This is a genomic window from Achromobacter sp. LC458, from assembly GCF_001005835.2.
Classification (GTDB): Bacteria; Pseudomonadota; Gammaproteobacteria; order Burkholderiales; family Burkholderiaceae_B; genus Achromobacter; species Achromobacter spanius_B.
On the sequence record NZ_LBHW02000046.1, the window covers coordinates 18,426 to 41,029 of the forward strand.

Genomic DNA, 22,604 nt, shown 5'->3' on the forward strand with positions numbered 1-22,604 from the left:
GCCCCAACCTGCCCCTTCCTCTTTAATTCATGAACCATTCCTTCATGCGCGCTAGCAGGCTTTTGAAATTGCCTGTCTGAGCGGCGACCTTGCGACCTCGCACACGCTGCATCCGTGCTTCCTGCAACAAACCCATGACCGTCGAGAAGCGCGGGTTGCGCATCACGTCGGCCAAGCTTCCTTCGTATTCGGGTACCGCCACACGCACCGGCTTGAGGAACACGTCCTCGGCCAGTTCGATCATGCCGGGCAACTGCGCCGACCCACCGGTCAGGACAACGCCCGAAGCCAGCAGATCTTCGTAGCCGGAATCGCGCACCACCTGCTGCACCAGCGTGAACAGTTCTTCGACGCGCGGCTCGATCACGGCGCCCAAGGCCTGGCGCTTGACCTGGCGCGGGCCGCGATCGCCCAGGCCGGGCACTTCGACGGATTCGTCCGGGCTGGCCAGCACCTGCTTGGCCACGCCGTAGCGCAGCTTGATCTCTTCGGCGTCCGGCGTCGGCGTGCGCAGCATGGCCGCGATGTCGTTGGTGATCTGGTCGCCGGCAATCGGCAACACCGCGGTGTGGCGAATGGCGCCGCCGGTAAAGATGGCGACATCGGTGGTGCCACCGCCGATGTCCACCAGCACGACGCCCAGTTCTTTTTCGTCGGCCGTCAGCACGGCCAGGCTCGAGGCCAGCGGTTGCAGGATCAGGTCCTGCACTTCCAGGCCGCAGCGGCGCACGCACTTGACGATGTTCTGCGCGGCGCTGACCGCGCCCGTCACGATGTGCACGCGCACTTCCAGGCGCAGGCCGCTCATGCCGATGGGCTCGCGGATGTCTTCCTGGCCGTCAACGATGAACTCCTGGGTCAGCACATGCAGCACTTGCTGGTCGGTAGGGATGTTCACCGCCTTGGCGGTCTCGATGACGCGGGCAACGTCGGTGGCGGTGACTTCTTTGTCCTTCACAGCGACCATGCCGCTGGAATTGAAGCTGCGGATATGGCTGCCGGCAATGCCGGTGTAGACGTCGCGAATCTTGCAATCTGCCATCAGCTCGGCTTCTTCAAGCGCGCGCTGAATGGAATTCACAGTGGTCTCGATGTTGACGACCACGCCCTTGCGCATGCCGCGCGATTCGTGCTGGCCAAGGCCGAGCACTTCGAATCGCCCTTCGGGCAAAATTTCAGCCACCACAGCCACCACCTTGCTGGTGCCGATATCGAGGGCGACGATAAGGTCCTTGATGTCACGGGTCATGGCGTTAGCGTTTCTTGGGAGGTTTCGGTGTGGATTTGGATTTGGTTTCCGACGCGGGCAACGGAGCCAGCGCCAGGGCGAAACCATTCGGATAGCGCAGGTCGGCCTGCGTGATGGTGCGCCCTTCCAGGCGCCCCGACACGACGGGCCACGCCTGCACAAAGCGTTGAATACGAGCCGCGAACGGCAAGGCGCCGGGCAGGCCATGCGGGTCCGGCGCGTCGGCGCCCGGGTCGCGGCCCAGGTCCAGCAGCATGCCGTTGGACAGCACCACCCGCCAGGCATAGCGCGGGCTCAGCTCCAACTGTTTGACATGCATGTCCAGCGGCGCGAACCACCGCGCCAATTCGGCGTAGCGCTGCACCACCAGCGATTCCGTGCCCTCGGGGCCCGAGAACTGCGGCAGCACGGTTTCGTCGTCCACCTCGCCCGTGTTGGCCGTGAACGCTTCGCCCCAGGTGTTGATCATCTGGTTTTCGTTCCACAGCGCCAAGGGCTGCTGTTCCTCGATCCGCACCCGCAGCACGTTGGGCCAGATGCGGCGCACGGTGGCATGGCGTACCCACGGCACCGATTCGAAGATCTCGCGCGCGTCGTCCAGGTCCACCGTGAAGAAGTTGCCCTTGAAGCGACCCGCGATGGCCGAGCGCACCGCTTGCGGCGACACGTAGTGCAATTCGGTGTCCGGCATCGATTCCAGCTCGATGGCCGTCAGCGTGAAGAACGGGCGTTGCGCTACCCAGACCACGCCCGCGATCAGCATGGCGCAAACCGCCAGCACGGCTAGCGTGTTGGCGATCAGGTTGGTAGTGCGAGCGTCGTTCCACACGGATTATCCAGGTCAAGCGTTACGCGGGGCGCTGTGCACTTTGCACGAGGCCTCGGACAAAATCGCCACGCAGAGTTCGGCGTAGCTGATCCCCACGGCCTTCGCGGCCATCGGCACCAAAGAATGGCTGGTCATGCCAGGCGAGGTATTCATTTCAAGCAGCCACGGCCGGTTGTCGCGGTCGAGGATGAAGTCGGCGCGGCCCCAGCCTTCGCAGCCCAGCGCCTGATAGGCCTTAACGGCAATTGCGGCGACTTCTTCAGCCACGCCGTCCGGCAGCGTTGCCGGGCAGAAGTACTGCGTGTCGTCCGAGAAATACTTGTGTTCGTAGTCGTAGTTGCCACCGGGTGCGGCGATCTCGATGACGGGCAGCGCGCGCGCGCCCTTGCCCGAACCCAGCACTGCCACCGTCAACTCGCGGCCGGTGATGAATTGTTCGGCCAGCACCTCGCTGTCAAAACGCGCGGCGGCGGCATAGGCTTCTTTCATGTCGGAATAGCCCACGACCTTGGTGATGCCCACGGTCGACCCTTCATGCGGCGGCTTGATGATCAGCGGCAGGCTCAGACGGTCCGGCACCAGGCGAAGTTCCGTGTCGGCGTCCAACACTTCGAATTCGGGCGTGGGCAGGCCGTTTTGCAGCCACATGCGCTTGGTCATGGTCTTGTCCATGGCCAGGGCGGAGGCCATCGGGCCGCTGCCCGTGTACGGAATGCCCAGCAATTCCAGCGCGCCCTGGATCGTGCCGTCTTCGCCGTAGCGGCCATGCAGCGCGATGAAGACGCGGTCAAAACCTTCGGCGGCCAGCTCAGCCAGGCTGCGCTCGCCCGTGTCGAACAGGTGCGCGTCCACGCCGGCGCTGGCCAGCGCCTGCTGCACGCCCTTGCCAGACATCAGCGACACTTCGCGTTCAGCGGAGCGTCCGCCGTACAACACACCCACTTTGCCGAATTGCGCGCTCATGCCAGTTCTCCTACTTGGGCGGGGACCTTGCTGATCGAACCCGCTCCCATCACGATCACGACGTCGCCGTTGCGCACGAAGTCGACCACAGCCTGCGGCAGTTCAGCCACGTCTTCGACGAACACTGGCTCGACCTTGCCCGCCACCCGCAACGCGCGCGACAGCGCACGGCCGTCGGCGGCCACCAGCGGCGGCTCGCCGGCGGCGTAGACCTCGGTCAGCAACACGGCGTCGGCCGTGCCCAGCACCCGTACAAAATCTTCAAAGCAATCCCGCGTACGCGTGTAGCGGTGCGGCTGAAAGGCCAGCACGATCCGGCGATCGGGCCAGGCGCCGCGCGCGGCGGCCAGCGTGGCGGCCATTTCCACGGGGTGATGGCCGTAGTCATCAATCACCGTGAAGGTGCCGCCGCCATGGCTGGCCGGCACCGGAAATTCGCCCGTCTGGGTGAAGCGGCGGCCCACGCCCTTGAAGGCGGCCAGCGAATCGCGGATGGCGTCATCGGACACGCCCAGCTCGGTTGCGACGGCAATCGCGGCCAGCGCGTTGCGCACGTTATGCAGGCCGGGCAGGTTCAGTTCCACTTGCAACGGCGGCAGCAGCGTGTCGCGATGCGTGCGCTGCACGTTAAAGCGCATGCGCGTGCCGGAGGGCTGCACTTCATAAGCGCGCACCTGCGCGTCTTCGTTCAAGCCGTAGGTAGTGATCGGGCGCGACACGAAGGGCATGATCTCGCGCACATTGGCGTCATCCGAGCACAGCACGGCGCTGCCGTAGAACGGCAGGCGCTGCGTGAATTCGATGAACGCGCTTTTCAGGCGCGCCACATCGTGCCCATAGGTGTCCATGTGGTCGGCGTCGATGTTGGTCACGATGGCCATCACCGGCAGCAGATTCAGGAACGACGCGTCGGACTCATCCGCTTCGACAACGATGTAGTCGCCCTGCCCCAACCGCGCGTTGGCGCCGGCCGAATTCAAGCGGCCACCGATCACGAAGGTGGGGTCCAGGTCGCCGGCGGCAAGCACGCTGGCGACCAGGCTGGTGGTGGTGGTCTTGCCATGCGTGCCCGCCACGGCGATGCCGCGCTTCAGGCGCATCAGCTCGGCCAGCATGATGGCGCGCGGCACCACGGGGATACGCGCAGCGCGCGCAGCGATGACCTCGGGGTTGTCGCCCGCCACCGCGGTGGACGTGACGATGGCGGCCGCGCCAGTGACGTTGCTGGCCACATGGCCGATGGCGATCTTCACGCCCAGACCGGCCAGACGGCGCGTGACCGCCGATTCGTTCAGGTCGGAACCGCTGATCGTGTAGCCCAGGTTGAGCAGGACCTCGGCAATGCCGCTCATGCCCGAGCCGCCGATGCCCACGAAATGGATATGTTGAATTCTGTGTTTCATGATGAACGCCCCGCTGCTTGTTCGCAGACATCGGCGATATGGGCCGCGGCTTCCGGCTGCGCATGCGCGCGCGCACGGCCGGCGACGGCCTGGAGTTCTTGTCGGGAACGCTGGGCCAGCCAGTCCGCCAGCCACTCGGGCGTCAGGGCGGATTGTGGCTGTAGCCAAGCGGCCTCTGCATCGCTCAAAAAGCGCGCATTGGCGGTCTGGTGGTCATCGATGGCATGCGGCAGTGGCACGAACAGGGCGGCGACGCCCGCGGCAGCCACTTCGGACACCGTCATGGCGCCCGCGCGGCAGATCAGCAGGTCGGCATCGCCCATGGCGCCCGCCATGTCTTCGATGAAGGCGCGGCAGTCGGCCTGCACGCCCGCCTGGGCGTAGGCTTGTTGCAGCGCGGGTAAATGTTGTTCGCCAGCCTGATGGACAACGACCGGGCGGCGCTCTTGCGGCAAGCGCGCCAGCGCCTGCGGCACGGCAATATTCAGCGCCTGCGCGCCCAGGCTTCCGCCCACCACAAGCAGGCGCAACGGACCGGAGCGGCTGGCGTAACGCACGGCCGGATCGGGCAGCGCGCACAGGTCGGCGCGCACCGGGTTGCCCATCGCCTCGCCCTTGGGCAGCACGCCCGGGAACCCGCTGAGCACGCGGCGCGACATCTTTGCCAGGCACTTGTTCGCGGTGCCGGCAACGGCATTCTGTTCGTGCACCACCAGCGGCGTGCCGCGCAGGGCCGCGATCACGCCCCCGGGGAACGCCACGTAGCCGCCCATGCCCAGCACCACGTCGGGACGCACGTCCGCCAGACGCGACCAGGCTTGCGCAAAGGCGCGCAGCAGCAGGAACGGCAGTTTCAGCAGCGCGGACGCGCCCTTGCCACGCACGCCTTGAAAGCGCAGCGGCACCAGTTCAATACCGCGCGGCGGCACGAGCTTGCCTTCCATCTTGTCGGGGTTGCCCAACCACATCACGCGCCAGCCACGCGCGCGCAGCACATCAGCCACGGCCAGGCCGGGCATGATGTGGCCGCCGGTGCCGCCGGCCATGATCAGGATGGTGCGCGCGGCGGTCATACCCGTCCCCCACGCATCATCACGCGATTTTCCACGTCGACCCGGATCAGCATGGCCAGTGCGCACAGATTCATCACCACGCCCGAACCGCCGTAGCTCATCAGCGGCAAGGTCAGGCCCTTGGTGGGCAGCAAGCCCAGGCACACGCCCATGTTGATGAAGGACTGCACGCCGAACCACATCGCCACGCCATGCGCCACCAGACCCGCGAACGTGCGTTCCATGGCAATGGCCTGGCGTCCGATATCGAAACCGCGGTAGACGATGATGGCGAACAGCGTGATCACCAGCATGACGCCGGCAAAGCCCAGCTCTTCGCCCACTACCGCCATCAGGAAGTCGGTGTGCGCTTCGGGCAGGTAATGCAGTTTTTCAACACTGGCGCCCAGACCCACGCCCAGCCATTCGCCACGGCCCAGGGCAATCAACGAGTGCGACAGCTGATAGGCGCTGCCGTAGGCGTTGTCTTCGTTCCAGGGGTCCAGGTACGCGAACAGACGCGCACGGCGCCACGGCGACAGCCAGATCAACATCAGGAAGGTGCTGACCAGCACGCCCAACAGGCTGCTGAAGTACTTGCCGTTGATGCCGCCCAAAAACAGGATGCCGATGGCAATGGCCACGATCACCATGAAGGCGCCCAGGTCGGGCTCAAGCAGCAGCAGCATGCCCACGCCCGCCAGCGCAAACGCCATCGGCAGAAAGCCGCGCGCAAACGCCTGCATGTGTTCCTGCTTGCGCACCGTGTAGTCGGCGGCGTAAAGCAGGGCCGCCAGCTTCATCAATTCAGACGGCTGGAAATTCAGCGGACCCAGCGGGATCCAGCGGTGCGCGCCGTTGACTTCGCGGCCGATGCCGGGGATCAGCACTGCTACCAGCAGCACCATCGCCACCACGAACAGCGGCACCGCCATGCGCTGCCAGACCCGAATCGGGATGGCCAGAACGACCGCGCCCGCAACCAGGCCGGCGCTGACGAACAGGCCATGGCGGATCACGAAGTAGTAGCGGCCATAGGACGCATAGCGCGGGCCATCGGCCAGCGCGATCGACGCCGAATACACCATCAGCAAGCCCAGCAGCAACAAGGTCGACGCCGCGATAACCAGCGGCAGATCGAAGTTGCGCATCTTGGTACGGCCGGGCCGTACGGCATTGACGCTGGCGGTGAGATCGGCGATCAGGCTCATGCCACTTCTCCGCGATCACGGGCCAGGTCTTCGACCTCTTCCATGAACACTTGCCCACGGTGCGGATAATTGCGGAACATGTCCAGGCTGGCGCAAGCGGGCGACAGCAACACGGCGTCGCCCGGCTGCGCCAATTCAGCCGCGCCGCGCACGGCGGCATGCAACGAATCAACAGTGATGCAGTTGACACCGGTGGGCGCCAGCACACGGCCGATCTCGGGGCCGTCCACGCCGATCAGCATGACGGCGCGCGCATGGCGCGACACCACGGGAATCAGCGGAGAAAAGTCCTGGCCCTTGCCTTGCCCGCCGGCGATCAGCACGACTGGTTGGCCCAGGCCTTCCAGCGCGGCCACCGTGGCACCGACGTTGGTGCCCTTGCTGTCGTTGATGTAGTCCACACCGCCGATCTGACGCACGAACGCTGCGCGATGCGGTTCGCCCGCGTATTCGCGCAGGGTACGCAGCATGGCGCCCCAGCCCAGGTCCAGGCAGCGGGCCAGTTGCAACGCGGCCAGTGCGTTCAAGGCGTTGTGGATGCCCCGAATGCGCAGCGCGTCCACCGGCATCAGGCGGCTTTTGCGGCCATTGGCACGCACGGGTTCGGGCGCGTCTTTCTTGCGGCGCGTGGGCGGTGCGGGTTCGTCGAAATCGCTGGGTTCGCAGGCAACCAGCCAAGCCACGCCCTGCCCGAGTTCAAGACCCATGTCGCCGACCAGCTCGGGCATGTCGCGGCCAAAGCTGCGCACGTTCAGCGCGTTCACCGTGGGCACCATGGCCACGGTAAGCGGGTCATCACGGTTGACGATGGCGATACGCGCCATCTTCAGGATGCGGGCCTTGGCGGCAGCGTAAGCGTCCATGCCGCCATGCCAGTCCAGGTGGTCTTGCGTTACGTTCAGCACGACGGCGGCGTCGGCCATCAACGAGCGCGTCGTTTCCAGTTGGAAGCTGGACAGCTCCAGCACCCACACCTGCGGCAGCGCATCGTTGTCCAGCGCGTCCATCAGCGCGGTCAGCGCGGCAGGGCTGATGTTTCCGGCGGCCACCACCGACAGGCCGCTGGCGTCGATCAAGTCGCGCGTCAGAGCGGTAACGGTGGTCTTGCCGTTGGTGCCGGTTACGGTCAACAGGCGCGGACGGTATTCGCGCGTTTCGGCCAGATCGGCCAACGCGCGGGCAAAGAGTTCGATTTCACCAACCACCTCGATGCCGCGGGCCTCGGCCTCGCGCAGCAGATCGGCGGCGGGTGCTTGCGTGGGCGCCAGGCCGGGGCTGAGGACGATTTGCGTCACGCCATCCAGCAGCGCGGGATCAAACGACGCATCGCATCCCAGCTGGTACTGCACATCACTTTGCGCCAGCGCCTCTTGCAGCGCGGCAAGGCCACCCGGTTCAGCGCGCGTGTCGGCCACACGCAAGCGGGCGCCCAGGCGGGCGCACCAGCGTGCGGCGGCGACACCCGTCTCGCCCAATCCGAGGATCAGGACAAGCGGCGCGTCAGCGCGGGAGGTTTCCATCGTATTCATCGCAACTTCAGGGTTGAGAGGCCAATCAGCACCAGCATCATGCTGATGATCCAGAAACGCACGACCACCTGGGTTTCTTTCCAGCCGCCCACTTCAAAGTGATGATGCAGCGGGGCCATGCGGAATATGCGTCGACCTGTTCCATAACGTCGCTTGGTGTACTTGAACCACGTCACCTGGATCATCACCGACAGCGTTTCCACCACGAACACGCCGCCCATGATGAACAGCACGATTTCCTGGCGCACGATGACCGCGATGGTGCCCAGCGCGCCGCCCAGGGCAAGCGCGCCGACGTCGCCCATGAAGACCTGGGCCGGATACGCGTTGAACCATAAAAAGGCGAGTCCCGCGCCCCCTATCGCCGCGCACAGCACCATGAGTTCGGACGCACCGGGTATGTAGGGGAACAGCAGGTATTTGGAATAGTCGACGCGCCCGACCACGTAGGCGAAGATGCCCAGCGCGCTGCCCACCATCACGGTGGGCATGATCGCCAGGCCATCCAGCCCGTCAGTCAGGTTCACGGCATTGCTGGTTCCGACAATCACGGCCCAGGTCAGCGCCACGAACCCCAGCACGCCCAGCGGATAGCTGACGGACTTGAAGAACGGCACGATCAAGTCGGCACGCGTGGGCAGCGACATCGTGAAGCCGCTACCCACCCAGGCCTTGAACAAGGGCCACAGGTCGGTGTTGGCGGGCGCCGACACGGCAAACGCCAGGTACACCGCGGCCACCATGCCGATGGTGGCCTGCCAGAAGAATTTTTGCCGTGCGGGCATGCCTTCGGGATCGCGATAGACAACCTTGCGGTAGTCGTCCATCCAGCCGATCCAGCCGAAGCCGAACGTGACAAGCAGCACCACCCACACGAAGCGGTTGGTCCAGTCGGCCCACAGCAAGGTGCTGATGGCGATGGAAATCAGGATCAGCACGCCGCCCATCGTGGGGGTGCCGGTCTTGACCAGATGCGTTTCCGGGCCATAGGCGCGCACGGCCTGGCCGATCTTCATTTCGGTCAACTTGCGAATCACACGCGGACCGGCCACCAGGCCGATCAGCAACGCCGTCGCGCACGCCAGCACGGCGCGCAACGTGATGTATTCGAACACGCCCAGGGCGCGCACATCATCGGAAAGCAGACGGGCTAGCTCAAGCAGCATGCTGCTCTCCCTGCGCCTTGGCCGTCTGTTCGTCGTTCGTGGAAAAAGCCTTCACTACCCGCTCCATGCGCATAAAGCGCGATCCCTTTATCAATACGCTGGACGGGCGCAAGCCGCGCAAGGCGGCCACCACTTCGTCTACCGATGTGCACGCTTGCGCGCCGGGTCCGTATGCGGCCGCGGCCGCCCGGCTGGCATCGCCCAGCGTGATCAACGCGTCAAGCCCTTGCTCGCGCGCATAGTGGCCCGCCTCGGCGTGCAAGGCGGGGCCGTTGTCCCCGATTTCACCCATGTCGCCCAACACCAGGACACGCGTGCCGGCGATTCGCGCCAGCACGTCGATGGCCACGCGAACCGAATCGGGGTTGGCATTGTAGGTGTCATCGATCAGCAACGTTCCGTCGCTTAATTGTTTGTGCTGCATGCGGCCGGCCACCGGCGCAAAGCTCGCCAGCGCGCGCACGGCAACGTCCAGCGGCGCGCCTGCTGCGATGGCGCTGGCGATGGCGGCCAGCGCATTGCGCAGGTTGTGCAGGCCGGGCACGGGCAAGACCAGGTCCGCAACGCCCACCGGCGTCACAACGCGGCAACGGGTCGAGCCCACATCGGCAAGGATCTGCTCGGCGTAGACGTCCAGCCCGGGCTGCAAGCCGAAGCGCAACACGCGGCGCGGTTCAGCCAGCGCATCCCAAATGGCGCAATAGGGTTCGTCGCCGGGATACACGGCAACGCCGTCATCCGGCAACGCAGCGATGGCAGCGCCGTTTTCGTGCGCCACCGCTTCCACGGTGTGCATGAATTCCTGGTGTTCGCGCTGTGCGTTGGTCACCAGCGCGACCGTGGGCGCGGCCATGTCGGCCAACTGTGCGATTTCGCCCGGGTGGTTCATGCCCAGTTCAAACACCGCGGCGCGATGTTCAGCGCGCAGGCGCAGCAGCGTCAGCGGCACGCCGATGTCGTTGTTCAAATTGCCGGCGGTGGCCAAACGGCCTGACTCGCCCTGCCATTCGGCCAACATCGCCGAGATCATTTCCTTGGTGGTCGTCTTGCCGTTGCTGCCGGTCACCGCCACCACGGGCAGCGTGAACTGCGCGCGCCACGCGGCACCGATGCGCATCAGCGCAATGCGGGTATCGCCCAGCACCAATTGCGGCAGCCGGGCGTCGGGCACCGCATGCGCCACGACGGCCGCGCAGGCGCCGCGGCCTTCGGCCTGGTCCAGATAGTTATGCGCGTCGAAGTTCTCGCCGACCAGCGCCACGAACAACTCGCCCGAGCCGATGCGGCGGGTATCCGTGGACACGCCCTTGACCTGCGGCAGCAGCAGCGACAGGCGCGCCCACTCGCGGTCATCAAAGGGCAGTTTTTCGCCGCCGACGTCCTGGTACGTTTCATGGCCCTTGCCCGCCAGCAGCACGACATCGTCCGGCGAGGCGGACCAGATGGTCTGCATGATGGCGCGCGCGCGATCAACCTGGGCGTCGACGCGCGCCGCGTCCGGGATGCCGGCCAGGATCTGGTCGACGATGGCTTGCGGGGATTCGGTGCGCGGATTGTCGCTGGACACCACAACGTGGTCAGCCAGCTGCGCGGCGATACGGCCCATTTCAGGGCGCTTGCCCGGATCGCGCTCGCCGCCGCAACCAAACAGGCAGATCAAGCGGCCGGACCGGGCGATGGCCACGGGGCGCAGCGCGGTCAATGCGCGCGACAAGGCATCCGGCGTGTGCGCGTAGTCCACCACCACCAGCGCGCCCCGGCCAGCGGAAGACTGGGGCGACACCGCTATCGGCTCCACGGTCTGCAAGCGCCCGTCAACCGGGTCCGTCGCGGCCAATTCGCGCGCGATCTGTGCAAACGGCAGGCCCAGCTTGTACAGCACGCCGGCCACCAACAGCAGGTTCGACACGTTGTGCGCGCCCAGCAGGCGCGTCACGATCTGGGCCTCGCCGTGCGGGGACACCAGCGTAAAGATCTGGCCCTGCGATGTGGCCTGCAAATCCCGCGCGCGCATCGCGGCGGGGATGTCGGGCGAATCGCTCAGGCTGTAGCCCATCGTGGCCATGCCTTGCGGCAGGCTTGCCAGCAGGCGGCGACCGGCTTCGTCGTCGGCATTGACGACGGCGGCGGTCAAGCCAGGCCATTGGAACAAACGCGCCTTGGCGGCTTCGTAGCGTTCCATCGTGCCGTGATAGTCAAGATGGTCGCGCGTCAGGTTGGTGAAGGCGGCCAGCGCCACGCGCACACCGTCCAGGCGGCCTTGCTCGATACCAATTGACGACGCTTCCATGGCCACGGCCTGGGCGCCGGCGTCGCGCATCGCGGCCAGCGTGCGGTGCACAGTCAGGACGTCGGGCGTGGTCAGGTCGCCGCCCAGCGTGCGGCCGTCCGGCAGCACGGCGCCCAAGGTACCGATGGTGCCGCAAGGCTTGTCGTTGCGGCTGAGCGCGTGTGCAATCCATTGCACCGACGAGGTCTTGCCGTTAGTGCCCGTTACGGCCACCACGGCCAGCGCGGCCGACGGGCGGCCGTACCAGGTGTCGGCCAATTCGCCCAGCAAGGCGCGCAGCCCCGTCACCGGCAGCATCGGCGTGCCCGACGCGGCGTTCTGAAGCGCTTCGGTGGCGGGCGCTTCGAACAAGACGGCGCTGGCGCCAAGCGCCAATGCCTTATCTATATAGAGACGTCCGTCGCTGGTCAGGCCCGGGCAGGCAACGAACACGTCGCCCGGCTCGATATCGCGCGAGTCCAGTTTCAGATGCGCCGTCAACGAGACGCGCGCATGCAACCACGCCACGGTTTCAGCAACCGTGGCGACAGGGGTAGAGAGGAAGCCGTTGGCGCTCATCTGCCTGGCTCCTTGAGACCAGCAACAATCGTGGATTCGAAAGGCGCGTCGGGCCGCACCCCCATCAACCGGAGGCTTCCGCCCACGATGTGGGAGAACACCGGCGCGGCGATGGCGCCGCCGTAATAACCGCCAACCGTGGGCTCGTCGATGGACACGGCCACGACGATCTTCGGATCGGACACTGGCGCAAAACCCACGTACGAGCTGCGATAGCGCTGCATGCTGTATTTGCCGTCCACGATCTTGCGAGCGGTGCCGCTCTTGCCGGCCACGCGATAGCCCTGCACCTGGGCTGCCTTGGTGCCTTCGGGGCCGGCGGCGGCTTCGAGCATCGCGCGCACCATGGCGGTGGTCTTGGGCGTGTAGATCTTGACGCTGGTCGGGTCGCTGTCGCGCTTGACCAGCGTCAGCGACACCATGTCGCCGTTACGGGCGAAGACGGTGTAAGCGCGCGCCACTTGCAGCAGCGACACGGACAGGCCGTAGCCGTAGGCCATGGTGGCCTTTTCGATCAGGCGCCAACGGTCCCAGGGACGCAAACGGCCGGGCGCTGCGCCGGGGAATCCCACTTGAGGGGCCTGGCCCAAGCCTAATTCGGTGAAGCGGTCCCACATTTCACGGGATTCCAGCTTCTCGGAAATCATGGTCATGCCGATGTTGCTGGACTTGCGCAACACCCCGGCAACGTCCAGCGTGCCGTTGCGGCTGACGTCGCTGATCGTGCTGCCTTGATAGGTGAAGCGGCCGTTGCCCGTTTCGAACAGGGTCGACGTCGTGATGCGGCCCAGGTCCAGCGCCAAGGCGGCCGTGAACGGCTTCATGATCGAACCGGGTTCGAACGTATCGGTAATGGCCTGGTTGCGCAGCTTGGAACCATGAAAGGTTTCACGCTTGTTCGGGTCAAACGTCGGCACGTTGGCCAACGCCAGGATTTCGCCGGTATGCACGTCCACGACCACGGCGGTGGCGCCCTTGGCCTGGTGCTTTTCCATGGCGTCCTTCAATTCCTTGAACACCAGGTACTGCAAGCGGGTATCGATCGACAGGCGCAGGTCGCGGCCATCAACGGGCAAAGTCACGGCCTGCACGTCTTCGATGACGCGGCCCAGCCGGTCCTTGATGACGCGGCGGCTGCCCGGGCGGCCCTGCAATTGCTGGTTGAACGTGAGTTCAACCCCTTCCTGGCCCTGATCTTCAACGCTGTTGAAGCCAACCACATGGGCCATGACGTCGCCGTCGGGATAGTAGCGGCGCGTTTCGGGCTGCTGATGGATGCCCGGCATGTTCAGCTGCTTGATCTTGTCGGCCACGTCCATTGCGACCTGGCGCTTCAAGTAGACGAAATTCTTGTCTTCGTCGACCAGGCGATGGCGCAGGTCGGCCACGGGCGTTTCCAGCAACTTGGCCAGCGCATCCATTTGCGCGGGCGTGCCTTGCTTGGCGTCTTCCGGGATTGCCCAGATGGCGCGCGCCGGCACACTGGAGGCCAGCACCGCGCCGTTGCGGTCCATGATCTTGCCGCGCGTGGCGGCCAGCGTCAGCGTGCGTTCGTAGCGGCGTTCGCCCTGCTGCTGCAGGAACTCCGTCGACAAACCCTGCAAGAACAAGGCGCGCCCGGCCAGCACCGTGAAACCGCCAAACAGCAGAATCAGCACCAGGCGCGCGCGCCACGTGGGCAGTTGCCCGCGCAGTACAGGGTTATCGAAGAAGGGAACGCGTTTCATTGCGCGCCTCCGGTGGCAGCGCCGGACGCCTGATTTACATACAGCGTACGGTCCGGGACGATGGAGATCATCTTCAGGCCGTCGCGTGCAATGGCGTCCACCCGCGCATTGCGGGCAAGCTCGGCGCGCTCAAGCTGCAAGCGGCGCCAGTTGGTTTCCAGGTCGCGCGCCTGCGCCTGATCGCGTCCCAGCTCAACAAAAAGCTGGCGCGACTGATACCGGCTGGTGACCAGGGAAATGGCCGACAGCATCAGTAGCGCCGCAACGATCAGGTTGACACGACCCATCAGCGCCGCCCCCCTTTGCCACCGCGGCGAGGCGGCGGAGCCAGGTCGCTGCCAGGCAACGAGCCGATCTTCACAAACGCAAAACCGCCCTCGGGGGGCAGCGGTGTTTCGGTGCGTTCGGCAACCCGCAAGACGGCAGAGCGGGCGCGGGCATTGCCGGAGACTTCGTCGTCTTCGGCCTGGACCCTTCCCAGGGAACGGAGGATAGGCTGGGGCATCTCGCTTTCGCGCAGCGGCAGGCGTGCATGCGCGGCGGCCGGCCGAGCCGCCGCCACGATGCACTGCTTGACCATGCGGTCTTCAAGCGAATGAAAGCTGATCACCGCCAACCTCCCTCCCGGGGCGAGCAGGTCTAGAGCTGCCGCGAGGGTGCGCGCGAGCTCTTCGAGTTCCCGATTGATGTAAATCCGTAAAGCTTGAAAGGTGCGTGTGGCCGGATGCTGCCCCTTTTCGCGCGTGCGGACGGCGCTGGCGACGCACTCGGCAAGCTCGAGCGTGGTGCACAGCGGCCTTGTTGCGCGGCGAGCAGCAATCGCCTTTGCAACCTGAAAAGCAAACCGTTCTTCGCCATAATCCGCTATGACCTCCCGCATCTCATCCACACTGGCTTGCGCCAGCCATTCCGCCACCGTGGGACCACGAGTGGTGTCCATCCGCATATCGAGCGGGCCGTCTCGCATGAACGAGAAGCCGCGCTCGGCGTCATCGATCTGAGGCGACGACACGCCCAGATCCAGCATCACGCCATCGACCTTGTCGATGCCGAGCTGCTGCAATTCTTCTGCCATGGTGGCAAAGCCGCCATGTATTACCGTGACCCGCGGGTCCGCAGCCGCCAACGCATTGGCTACCGCGATCGCCTCGGGGTCCTTGTCGAACACCACCAGCCGCGCGGACTTGCCCAAGCGCCCAAGCAGTTCGCGACTGTGCCCGCCGCGGCCGAAGGTGCCGTCGACAAACACGCCGCGCTCCGCCCGCGTAGCCGTATCCGGCTCGGTCTGGGAGTGCGACCGTGTCGCGCCTTTGCCGCCGAAGTCTGGCAGCAGTAGTGCGTCCACCGTCGGCTCCAGCAGAACGGGCCGATGTTCGAATTCCATAAAATTTTTCAGAACGAAAACTGGTTCAACACATCCGGCATACCCTTGGCCAAGTCTTCCGCCTCGCGGCTGGCCAGAGTAGCGGCGTCCCACAGCTCGAAGTGCGCGCCCAGACCGAGCAGCATCACATCGCGCGTCATACCGGAAGCGTTGCGCAGTTCAGGAGCGATCAGGACCCGGCCGGAGCCATCCAGTTCGACATCCTGAGCGTTGCCCAGCAACAGCCGCTGCAACGCACGAGCCGTCATGGGAAAAGCGGCGATCTGCTCGCGCTTCTTTTCCCATTCAGGCCGCGGGTACACCAGCAAGCAGCCGTCAGGGTGGCGGGTCAGGGTCAGCCGGCCATCGGCCTGCGACATGAGCGCGTCACGATGCCGGGTCGGAATCGAGATCCGCCCCTTCGCATCCAGCGTGAGTGCGCTGCTTCCCTGAAACACCACTTTTACCCCACTTAATTGCACAATTTCCTACTATTTCCCACTCTACGGTATGGCAATGGGGCGGTCAAGCGAGTGGTTGCAATTTTTTCAATCACAACAAGGACTTAGGCCAATATGTAAAACCGCAAAAAGAAAAACCTCCTGATTTATCAGGAGGTTGCGGCACACACTAAAAGTCCTTCGTCAGAAGTAGCGGCTAACGATGCCTTTGCATTGTTTTACGCCGCGCCCTTTGCACCGGTTGGCGAGGCTTCCCGCCGAACGCCCCATTTTGGCGCCGGGAAAAAATCGCCGGCGCATGCCGCGCGGCCAGGCATTGATGCCCGGCGCCGCGCGAGTGGGAATATTCGATGCAAGACGGGTCTATAGGCCGGATTCTGTACACCAGGTTGCCCTGGCGGACGATCATTCCTCTGCGCGGATCATTGCTGAGCCGCTCTAGCCATCTACCCGCATGCTTGGACGGAGCCGCCCTTCGCGACCCGAGGGCCGCACGCATGCCTATTTGATGTTGCTCCGGATAGAGGTTGCCGCGTTTCACCCTGAGACGCCGCCATTCGTTGCCGAACGACGCGATACGGAGATGGCCGTACCTGTGCGCGCAAAGCGCGCCCGCTTCCCAGTCTCGTCTCTGTGGCCCTATTCCTCAACCGCGCCCGAGGACGCGGCCGGACGGCCGTTAGCCGTTATCCTGCCCTGTGGAGTCCGGACCTTCCTCGATGGATTCGCATCCACCGCGATCGCCCGACCCGTCTTGCGGTTCGTATTCTATTACAGGTAGCGGCACTGTCCCCGACACGCCCCGGTCTTGGCCCATTCAACGGCTTGCCGAGGTTCCTGCGACAATACGCGTTGATCCGCTTAGAAGCCGCAGAAAAGACCGACTACATGGCCCTCGCTACCCTCATCACCCTGACCGACATTCAGCTGGCCTATGGCCACCACCCGTTGCTGGACCATGCCGACTTCGCCATTCAGGCCGGCGAACGCATCGGCCTGATTGGCCGCAATGGCGCCGGCAAGTCGTCGCTGCTCAGGCTGCTGGACGGCCGCACGCTGCCCGACGACGGCGACATCGCCCGCAGCTCGGGGTTGCGCGTGGCCACCGTCGAACAGGAACCCGAGCTGGACGAAAACGCCACCGTATTCGACGTGGTCTGCAACGTGGAAGGCGACCATGAAGACTGGCAACGCCCTTCTCGCGTACGCGCCATGCTGGAAAAGCTGGGCTTGCCCGCTGACGTGCAGATCGCGGGCTTGTCGGGCGGCACGCGCAAGCGCGTCGCCCTGGCGCGCGCCCTGGTTGAAGAACCCGACCTTCTGCTACTGGACGAACCCACCAACCATCTGGACTTCGAAGGCATTGCCTGGCTGGAAGAGATGCTCCGCGGCTGGCGGGGCGCCGCCGTCATCATCACCCACGACCGGCGCTTTCTGGACGCCGTCACCACCCGCATCGTCGAACTGGACCGCGGCCGCCTGCTGAGCTTTCCCGGCAACTTCTCGCAGTGGCAGGAACGCAAGGCCCAATGGCTGGAATCTGAACGCCTGGAACAGGCCCGCTTCGATAAGCTGCTTGCGCAGGAAGAAGTCTGGATCCGCAAGGGTGTCGAGGCCCGCCGTACGCGCAATGAAGGCCGCGTGCGCCGCCTGGAAAGCCTGCGGGTCCAGCGCGCTGAACGTCGTGAGCGAATTGGCGACGTCTCGTTGGCACTGGCTGAGGGCCAACGTTCGGGCAAGCTGGTGGCCGAGCTTGAGCATGTCGGCAAGACCTTCGGCGACAAGGTGGTCGTGAACGACTACTCCACCACCATCCTGCGCGGCGACCGCATCGGCATCATCGGGCCCAACGGGGCCGGCAAGACCACGCTGCTCAAGCTCATCCTGGGCGAGATGCAGCCCGACAGCGGCACGACGCGAATGGGTACCAATGTGGCCGTCGCGTATTTCGATCAGATGCGCGCGCAGCTGGATGAAAACGCGTCGCTGGTGGACATCATCAGCCCGGGCAGCGAATGGGTTGAAATCGGCGGCACCCGCAAACACGTGATGACTTATCTGGGCGACTTCCTGTTCTCGCCCGCCCGCGCCGGCTCGCCCGTGCGCAGCCTCTCCGGCGGCGAACGCGCCCGCTTGCTGTTGGCGCGCCTGTTCGCCCGCCCTGCCAACGTGCTGGTGCTGGACGAACCCACCAACGACCTGGACATCGAAACGCTTGAGCTCCTGGAAGAGCTGTTGCAGGAATATGCCGGCACCGTGCTGCTGGTCAGCCACGACCGGGCGTTTTTGAACAACGTTGTCACGCAGACCATCGCGTACGAAGGCGACGGACACTGGCGCGATTACGTCGGCGGATACGATGAATGGGTGGCGCAGCGGCCCGCGCCTGCCGCAGTGGAAGCCGATGTGGATGCCACCGCCAAGCCTGCTGACGAAAGCGCCGCGCGCGCCAAGGTGGCCCGTGCCAAGCCGGCCAAGGCCAGCAAGATCAATGCATGGGACCTGCGCGAGCTTGAAGGCCTTCCCGATGCCATCGCCGCGCTGGAGGCGCAGCAGGCGGAACTGGCCGGCAAGTTGGCGGACGGCAGCCTCTACCGCGACGCGCCGGCGGAAGTCGAGCGCATCAACGGCGAACTGGCCAAGCTGGAAGGCGAGCTTGAAGAAAAGTTCGCGCGTTGGGAATTGCTGGAAGCACGCCGCGACGGCACGCTGTAAAACGCAGGCACGACCTTTTTCGGCAGCTTGTATTTTGGTCATCTATATATAGGCACATCTATATCGGCCTATTGACCGCCCGCGACACAGGAAAAAATCGGGGTGATCGGCAACATGCCGATCACCCCGATTCACGTTAGTGGCCGCGCCCGAGCGCGCCCCGTGCCGCTCAAGCGTGAGCGCGCCAAGCCAGCGCCTCGCCCGCCGCCAACGGCACCAGCGTCGTGTTGCCGAATGCCAGTTCTTCGGGCACCTGATACGTTTCGCGCACCAGCGTCAGCGTGCCGGTATTGCGCGGCAGACCATAAAAATCCGGACCATGGAAGCTTGCAAAGCCTTCCAGCTTGTCCAGCTTGCCCACGGCATCAAACGCGGTCGCATACAGCTCCATCGCGTGCAACGCGGTGTAGCAACCCGCACAGCCGCAGGCGTGTTCCTTCAAGCCGCGGGCGTGCGGCGCGCTATCCGTGCCCAGGAAAAACCGGGGGCTGCCGCTGGTGGCGGCCTCGACCAGGGCAAGGCGGTGCGTTTCGCGCTTCAGGATTGGCAGGCAATACCAATGCGGGCGCACGCCACCTTGGAAGATCGCGTTGCGGTTGTAGAGCATGTGCTGAGGGGTGATCGTCGCGGCCGTCGGCCCTTCAGCATCACGCACATATTCGGCGCCTTCTTTCGTCGTGATGTGTTCGAACACGACCTTCAAGGCTGGGAATGCGCGGCGCAAGGGTTTCATGACGCGTTCGACAAAAACGGCTTCGCGGTCGAATACGTCGATAGCAGGATCCGTCACCTCGCCGTGCACGAGCAGCGGCATTCCGCATTTTTCCAATGCTTCCAGGGCCTGCGTGCACTTGCCCAACAAGTCAGTCACGCCGGCGTCCGAGTTGGTCGTCGCACCTGCGGGATAGAGCTTCACCGCGTAGACCTGACCGGATGCCTGCGCGTTGCGGATCTCTTCGGCTGAGGTGTTGTCCGTCAGATAAAGCGTCATCAGCGGAGTGAACGCGTCGGCGTTGCCACCCGCCTTGCGCAACGCTTGAAGGATGCGATCCCGATACGCCAGCGCCTGCTCGGTGGTGGTCACCGGCGGCTTCAGATTCGGCATGATGATGGCTCGCGCAAACTGGCGCGCGGTGTCGGCCACCACGGCTTCCAGCGCCGCGCCATCGCGCAGATGCAGGTGCCAATCATCAGGGCGGGTGATAGTAAGCTGAGTCGTGCTTTGAGTAGACATGGAAGAGGCTTCTTAATCTGCCAGCGGCATGCCCCGTTCTGCCAGCGCGGCGAACATCGCGCTGCCCAGGGGAATGACCGCATCGTTGAAATCAAAATGAGAGTTGTGCAGCACGCAGCCGGACTCGGCGCCGCCTTGGCCCAGGCGGAAGTATGCACCTGGCTTGCTCTGCAACATGAACGAGAAATCTTCGGAGCCCATCGACGGCACCAGATCGCGCACCACGTTTTCTTTGCCGATCATCTCGGTGGCGATGTCGGCCACCAGGTTCGCATGCTGCGGCGTGTTCAAGGTGGCGGGATAGATGCGTTCGTAGATCAGTTCAGCGGTCCCGCCGAACGCGTTGGCGATTGCGGTGACCAGCTCTCGCATGCGAGTCTCGACCATTTCCTGGACCGACTTGCGAAACGTACGCACAGTGCCCACCAACTTGGCTTCGCGCGGGATGACGCTCATGGCGCCGGGATGGCCCGCCTGCATCGACCCGATCGACACCACGGCGGAATCCAGCGGGTTCACGTTGCGCGATACGATCGTCTGGAGCGCCGTGATGATCTGGCCGGCGATGGTTACCGGATCAATGGTTTGATAAGGATGCGCGCCATGGCCGCCGCGCCCGGTGATCTGGATCTCAAAACGATCTGCCGCCGCCATCATCGGCCCAGGGTTGATGCCGATGGTACCTGGCCGCAAGCCGGGCCAGTTGTGCAGGGCATAGATGGCATCACACGGAAACGTGTCGAAAAGGCCATCCTCCAGCATCGCGCGCGCACCACCTCGGCCTTCCTCGGCGGGTTGGAAAATCAAGACCGCCGTACCGTCAAAATTGCGCGTCTGAGCCAGGTATTTGGCGGCACCGATCAGCACCGCCGTGTGCCCGTCATGACCGCATCCGTGCATCAAGCCAGGTTTGGTGGACTTATGACCAAAGTCGTTGTCCTCGGTCATCGGCAAGGCGTCCATGTCCGCGCGCAGCCCGATCATGCGGCCGCTGTCGCAGCGGCGGCCACGTATCACGCCGACCACGCCCGTCTTGCCTATCCCCCGATGCACTTCGATGCCCAACGCTTCCAACGCGCCGGCGACGATCCCGGAGGTTCGCACCTCTTCGAAACCCAGTTCGGGGTGGGCATGCAAATCGCGTCGCAGCGCAGTCAACTCGTCATGAAAAAGTCGAATTGATTCCAAGGCAGATCGTGCGTACATAGGAGGTTACAGAATGGCGTGATAGAGGGGACGGTGCGTATATTTTAGTTGCTACAGAGGATAAATGCCTTTGTCTTTACCAGAGAGACACGTTATGCTCCGGCCGCAGGACAATTTTTCCAACAGCCAGAGAAGGAGCGCCGCATTATGGCCACAACCTCCAAACCCGCGACCGCGCGCAAGCCGAACGCTGCATTCATGAAGCCCCTGACCCCCAGCGCCGAGTTGGCCGCTGTCATCGGCTCGGAAGCCGTGCCGCGTACCGAGGTCACCAAGAAGATCTGGGAATACATCAAGAAGCACAACCTGCAAGATGCCAGCAACAAGCGCAACATCAACGCCGATGCCAAGCTGCGCCCGATCTTTGGCAAAGATCAGGTCACGATGTTCGAACTGACCAAACTGGTCAACGCACATCTGAAGTAAGCAGGCAAAGGGCGTACCCCGTACGTCCCTGCCTCCTGGATTGTCGCGACGCCCTGGCTTTTCGCCGGGCTAGCCAACCCTCTGTTCAGCTGCGCCATCTTCGGCGCACCATCCCAAATCCACGTTCTGTGGATGCGGCGAAGCTCAATCCCCATACCGCCCCAGCACCTTTGGATCGCCCTGTTTGCGCCCCATTTGACGGGCCGTTGTGTCTGCTCGTGTGTGCGTCCAAGCCCCTGCGTCGGGACGCGCTTAACGCCTGTCTGCGCGCGACGCGTCTTTGCGAGGGCATCGCGATCACAGCCAATTCGTGGACGTAAAAAAGCCGGCATTTCTGCCGGCCTTCTAAGCGCCTACAAGACGCTTTTTCCCAATCACGCGTAGGGAGTCGGTGAGCTGCCTTCCAACAGCGCCAGCCAGCCTTTGATCAAGCGATACAGCACCCACACGACCGTCGCGATCAAGCTGATCCAGCCAATGAAGATGTACACCGCGATGGCGCTGATCGCCAGCCACAGCATCGCCCACCAGAACGTACGCAACATCCAATCGAAGTGGCCGGCATAAACCGTGCCGGCGGCGTCAGAGCGTTTCAGGTACATCAGCACCACGGCCGCCAATGTCGCAATGCCCAGAATTCCACTTGTCAGAAATCCCAGGGCGAATAAACCGTATGCCACATGGGTCAGCGTGCGCAGGTCCAACGTTGTGCCGGGCACGGGGGTCTGGGGATCACTCACGATAACGCTCCAACGAATTGACTCGGACAATCTTACCGCACAATACCCACCCATCCACGGGCGTTGTTATTTCGGCACATTCAGCATTGGCGCGGCTTGCAGCGTGATTGATAGCGCCCTTGCGGCGTCAATTGGACGTTCATTTGCGAGCTCATTTTGAGCCTGAGTTCGAACTGTTATCGCCAAAGACAAAGCCCCACCGTAAACGGCGGGGCTTTGAGGAATAAGAGCTTGACGATGACCTACTTTCACAGACGTCCGTCCACTATCATCGGCGCGAAGGCGTTTCACTGTCCTGTTCGGGATGGGAAGGAGTGGTACCACCTTGCTATGGTCGTCAAGCGTAACTGCTTGAGTGGTTGCCTTGAGCGTCAACCTCTCGAATCTTTGTGTACTGCCTGGCACTGCGTGAACATCTAATCACATTCGTGATGTGACGCCTAGTAGCTGTCATCACGCTTGACCGCGTTCTCACTTATACA

General features: G+C 64.2%; 18 protein-coding genes, 1 rRNA gene and 1 other RNA gene. 2 read left to right on the top strand and 18 right to left on the bottom strand.

Annotated elements, in window-relative coordinates:
* Positions 1 to 22 precede the first annotated feature (22 nt).
* From ftsA to rnpB, 14 genes are all read right to left on the bottom strand, one after another.
* Entirely contained in the window at positions 23 to 1,249 is a 1,227-nt protein-coding gene (ftsA, locus tag YH64_RS26025) for a cell division protein FtsA (protein ID WP_006217473.1), read from the bottom strand.
* Between the two features lie 4 nt (positions 1,250 to 1,253).
* Complete coding sequence (locus YH64_RS26030; protein WP_046804314.1) at positions 1,254 to 2,078, bottom strand: cell division protein FtsQ/DivIB; 825 nt, start codon at positions 2,076 to 2,078, stop codon at positions 1,254 to 1,256.
* A 12-nt stretch (positions 2,079 to 2,090) separates the two neighbouring features.
* Positions 2,091 to 3,041, bottom strand: a complete 951-nt coding sequence (locus YH64_RS26035; RefSeq protein WP_046804315.1) for a D-alanine--D-alanine ligase — start codon at positions 3,039 to 3,041, stop codon at positions 2,091 to 2,093.
* Positions 3,038 to 4,444 carry a UDP-N-acetylmuramate--L-alanine ligase gene (murC, locus tag YH64_RS26040; RefSeq protein WP_046804316.1) on the bottom strand — a complete coding sequence of 469 codons (1,407 nt, stop codon included), beginning with the start codon at positions 4,442 to 4,444 and terminating at the stop codon, positions 3,038 to 3,040. Before murC ends, YH64_RS26035 begins: the two co-directional genes overlap by 4 nt.
* Entirely contained in the window at positions 4,441 to 5,517 is a 1,077-nt protein-coding gene (murG, locus tag YH64_RS26045; RefSeq protein ID WP_046804317.1) for an undecaprenyldiphospho-muramoylpentapeptide beta-N-acetylglucosaminyltransferase, read from the bottom strand. Before murG ends, murC begins: the two co-directional genes overlap by 4 nt.
* Positions 5,514 to 6,707 carry a putative lipid II flippase FtsW gene (ftsW, locus tag YH64_RS26050; RefSeq protein ID WP_046804318.1) on the bottom strand — a complete coding sequence of 398 codons (1,194 nt, stop codon included), beginning with the start codon at positions 6,705 to 6,707 and terminating at the stop codon, positions 5,514 to 5,516. The genes murG and ftsW overlap by 4 nt, the downstream gene beginning before the upstream one ends.
* Complete coding sequence (gene murD, locus YH64_RS26055) at positions 6,704 to 8,236, bottom strand: UDP-N-acetylmuramoyl-L-alanine--D-glutamate ligase (protein ID WP_046804319.1); 1,533 nt, start codon at positions 8,234 to 8,236, stop codon at positions 6,704 to 6,706. Before murD ends, ftsW begins: the two co-directional genes overlap by 4 nt.
* On the bottom strand, positions 8,233 to 9,402 hold the full coding sequence (mraY, locus tag YH64_RS26060) for a phospho-N-acetylmuramoyl-pentapeptide-transferase (RefSeq protein WP_046804320.1): 1,170 nt from the start codon (positions 9,400 to 9,402) through the stop codon (positions 8,233 to 8,235). The genes murD and mraY overlap by 4 nt, the downstream gene beginning before the upstream one ends.
* A complete protein-coding gene (gene murF, locus YH64_RS26065) occupies positions 9,392 to 12,250 on the bottom strand; it encodes a bifunctional UDP-N-acetylmuramoyl-L-alanyl-D-glutamate--2,6-diaminopimelate ligase MurE/UDP-N-acetylmuramoyl-tripeptide--D-alanyl-D-alanine ligase MurF (RefSeq protein WP_046804321.1) in 2,859 nt (952 codons plus the stop codon). The genes mraY and murF overlap by 11 nt, the downstream gene beginning before the upstream one ends.
* Positions 12,247 to 13,977 carry a penicillin-binding protein 2 gene (locus YH64_RS26070; RefSeq protein WP_046804322.1) on the bottom strand — a complete coding sequence of 577 codons (1,731 nt, stop codon included), beginning with the start codon at positions 13,975 to 13,977 and terminating at the stop codon, positions 12,247 to 12,249. Before YH64_RS26070 ends, murF begins: the two co-directional genes overlap by 4 nt.
* The gene (ftsL, locus tag YH64_RS26075) at positions 13,974 to 14,264 is read right to left on the bottom strand and encodes a cell division protein FtsL (RefSeq protein ID WP_046804323.1); all 291 of its coding nucleotides are present in this window, start codon (positions 14,262 to 14,264) and stop codon (positions 13,974 to 13,976) included. The genes YH64_RS26070 and ftsL overlap by 4 nt, the downstream gene beginning before the upstream one ends.
* Complete coding sequence (gene rsmH, locus YH64_RS26080) at positions 14,264 to 15,361, bottom strand: 16S rRNA (cytosine(1402)-N(4))-methyltransferase RsmH (RefSeq protein ID WP_046804324.1); 1,098 nt, start codon at positions 15,359 to 15,361, stop codon at positions 14,264 to 14,266. The genes ftsL and rsmH overlap by 1 nt, the downstream gene beginning before the upstream one ends.
* Positions 15,362 to 15,369: 8 nt before the next feature.
* Complete coding sequence (mraZ, locus tag YH64_RS26085; RefSeq protein WP_006226256.1) at positions 15,370 to 15,798, bottom strand: division/cell wall cluster transcriptional repressor MraZ; 429 nt, start codon at positions 15,796 to 15,798, stop codon at positions 15,370 to 15,372.
* A gap of 353 nt (positions 15,799 to 16,151) precedes the next feature.
* An RNA gene (gene rnpB / locus YH64_RS26090) (RNase P RNA component class A) lies at positions 16,152 to 16,557 on the bottom strand.
* Positions 16,558 to 16,689: 132 nt separating this feature from the next.
* Here rnpB and YH64_RS26095 point away from each other — a divergent pair.
* Positions 16,690 to 18,516, top strand: coding sequence for an ATP-binding cassette domain-containing protein (locus YH64_RS26095; protein ID WP_046804347.1), 1,827 nt, complete (start codon positions 16,690 to 16,692; stop codon positions 18,514 to 18,516).
* Positions 18,517 to 18,685: 169 nt separating this feature from the next.
* Here YH64_RS26095 and pyrC read toward each other — a convergent pair whose 3' ends face one another.
* On the bottom strand, positions 18,686 to 19,750 hold the full coding sequence (pyrC, locus tag YH64_RS26100) for a dihydroorotase (RefSeq protein WP_046804325.1): 1,065 nt from the start codon (positions 19,748 to 19,750) through the stop codon (positions 18,686 to 18,688).
* A 12-nt stretch (positions 19,751 to 19,762) separates the two neighbouring features.
* Positions 19,763 to 20,956: a M20 aminoacylase family protein gene (locus tag YH64_RS26105; RefSeq protein WP_046804326.1), complete on the bottom strand. Its 1,194-nt coding sequence runs from the start codon at positions 20,954 to 20,956 to the stop codon at positions 19,763 to 19,765.
* A 147-nt stretch (positions 20,957 to 21,103) separates the two neighbouring features.
* Between YH64_RS26105 and YH64_RS26110 the strand changes: the two genes are divergently transcribed.
* Complete coding sequence (locus YH64_RS26110) at positions 21,104 to 21,382, top strand: SWIB/MDM2 domain-containing protein (RefSeq protein ID WP_006217453.1); 279 nt, start codon at positions 21,104 to 21,106, stop codon at positions 21,380 to 21,382.
* A 374-nt stretch (positions 21,383 to 21,756) separates the two neighbouring features.
* Here the strand turns inward: YH64_RS26110 and YH64_RS26115 are convergent, their stop codons facing one another.
* Both YH64_RS26115 and rrf read right to left on the bottom strand, forming a co-directional pair.
* Entirely contained in the window at positions 21,757 to 22,176 is a 420-nt protein-coding gene (locus tag YH64_RS26115; RefSeq protein ID WP_046804327.1) for a membrane protein, read from the bottom strand.
* Positions 22,177 to 22,351: 175 nt separating this feature from the next.
* Positions 22,352 to 22,464 (bottom strand): 5S ribosomal RNA (rrf, locus tag YH64_RS26120).
* Between the last annotated feature and the right edge of the window lie 140 nt (positions 22,465 to 22,604).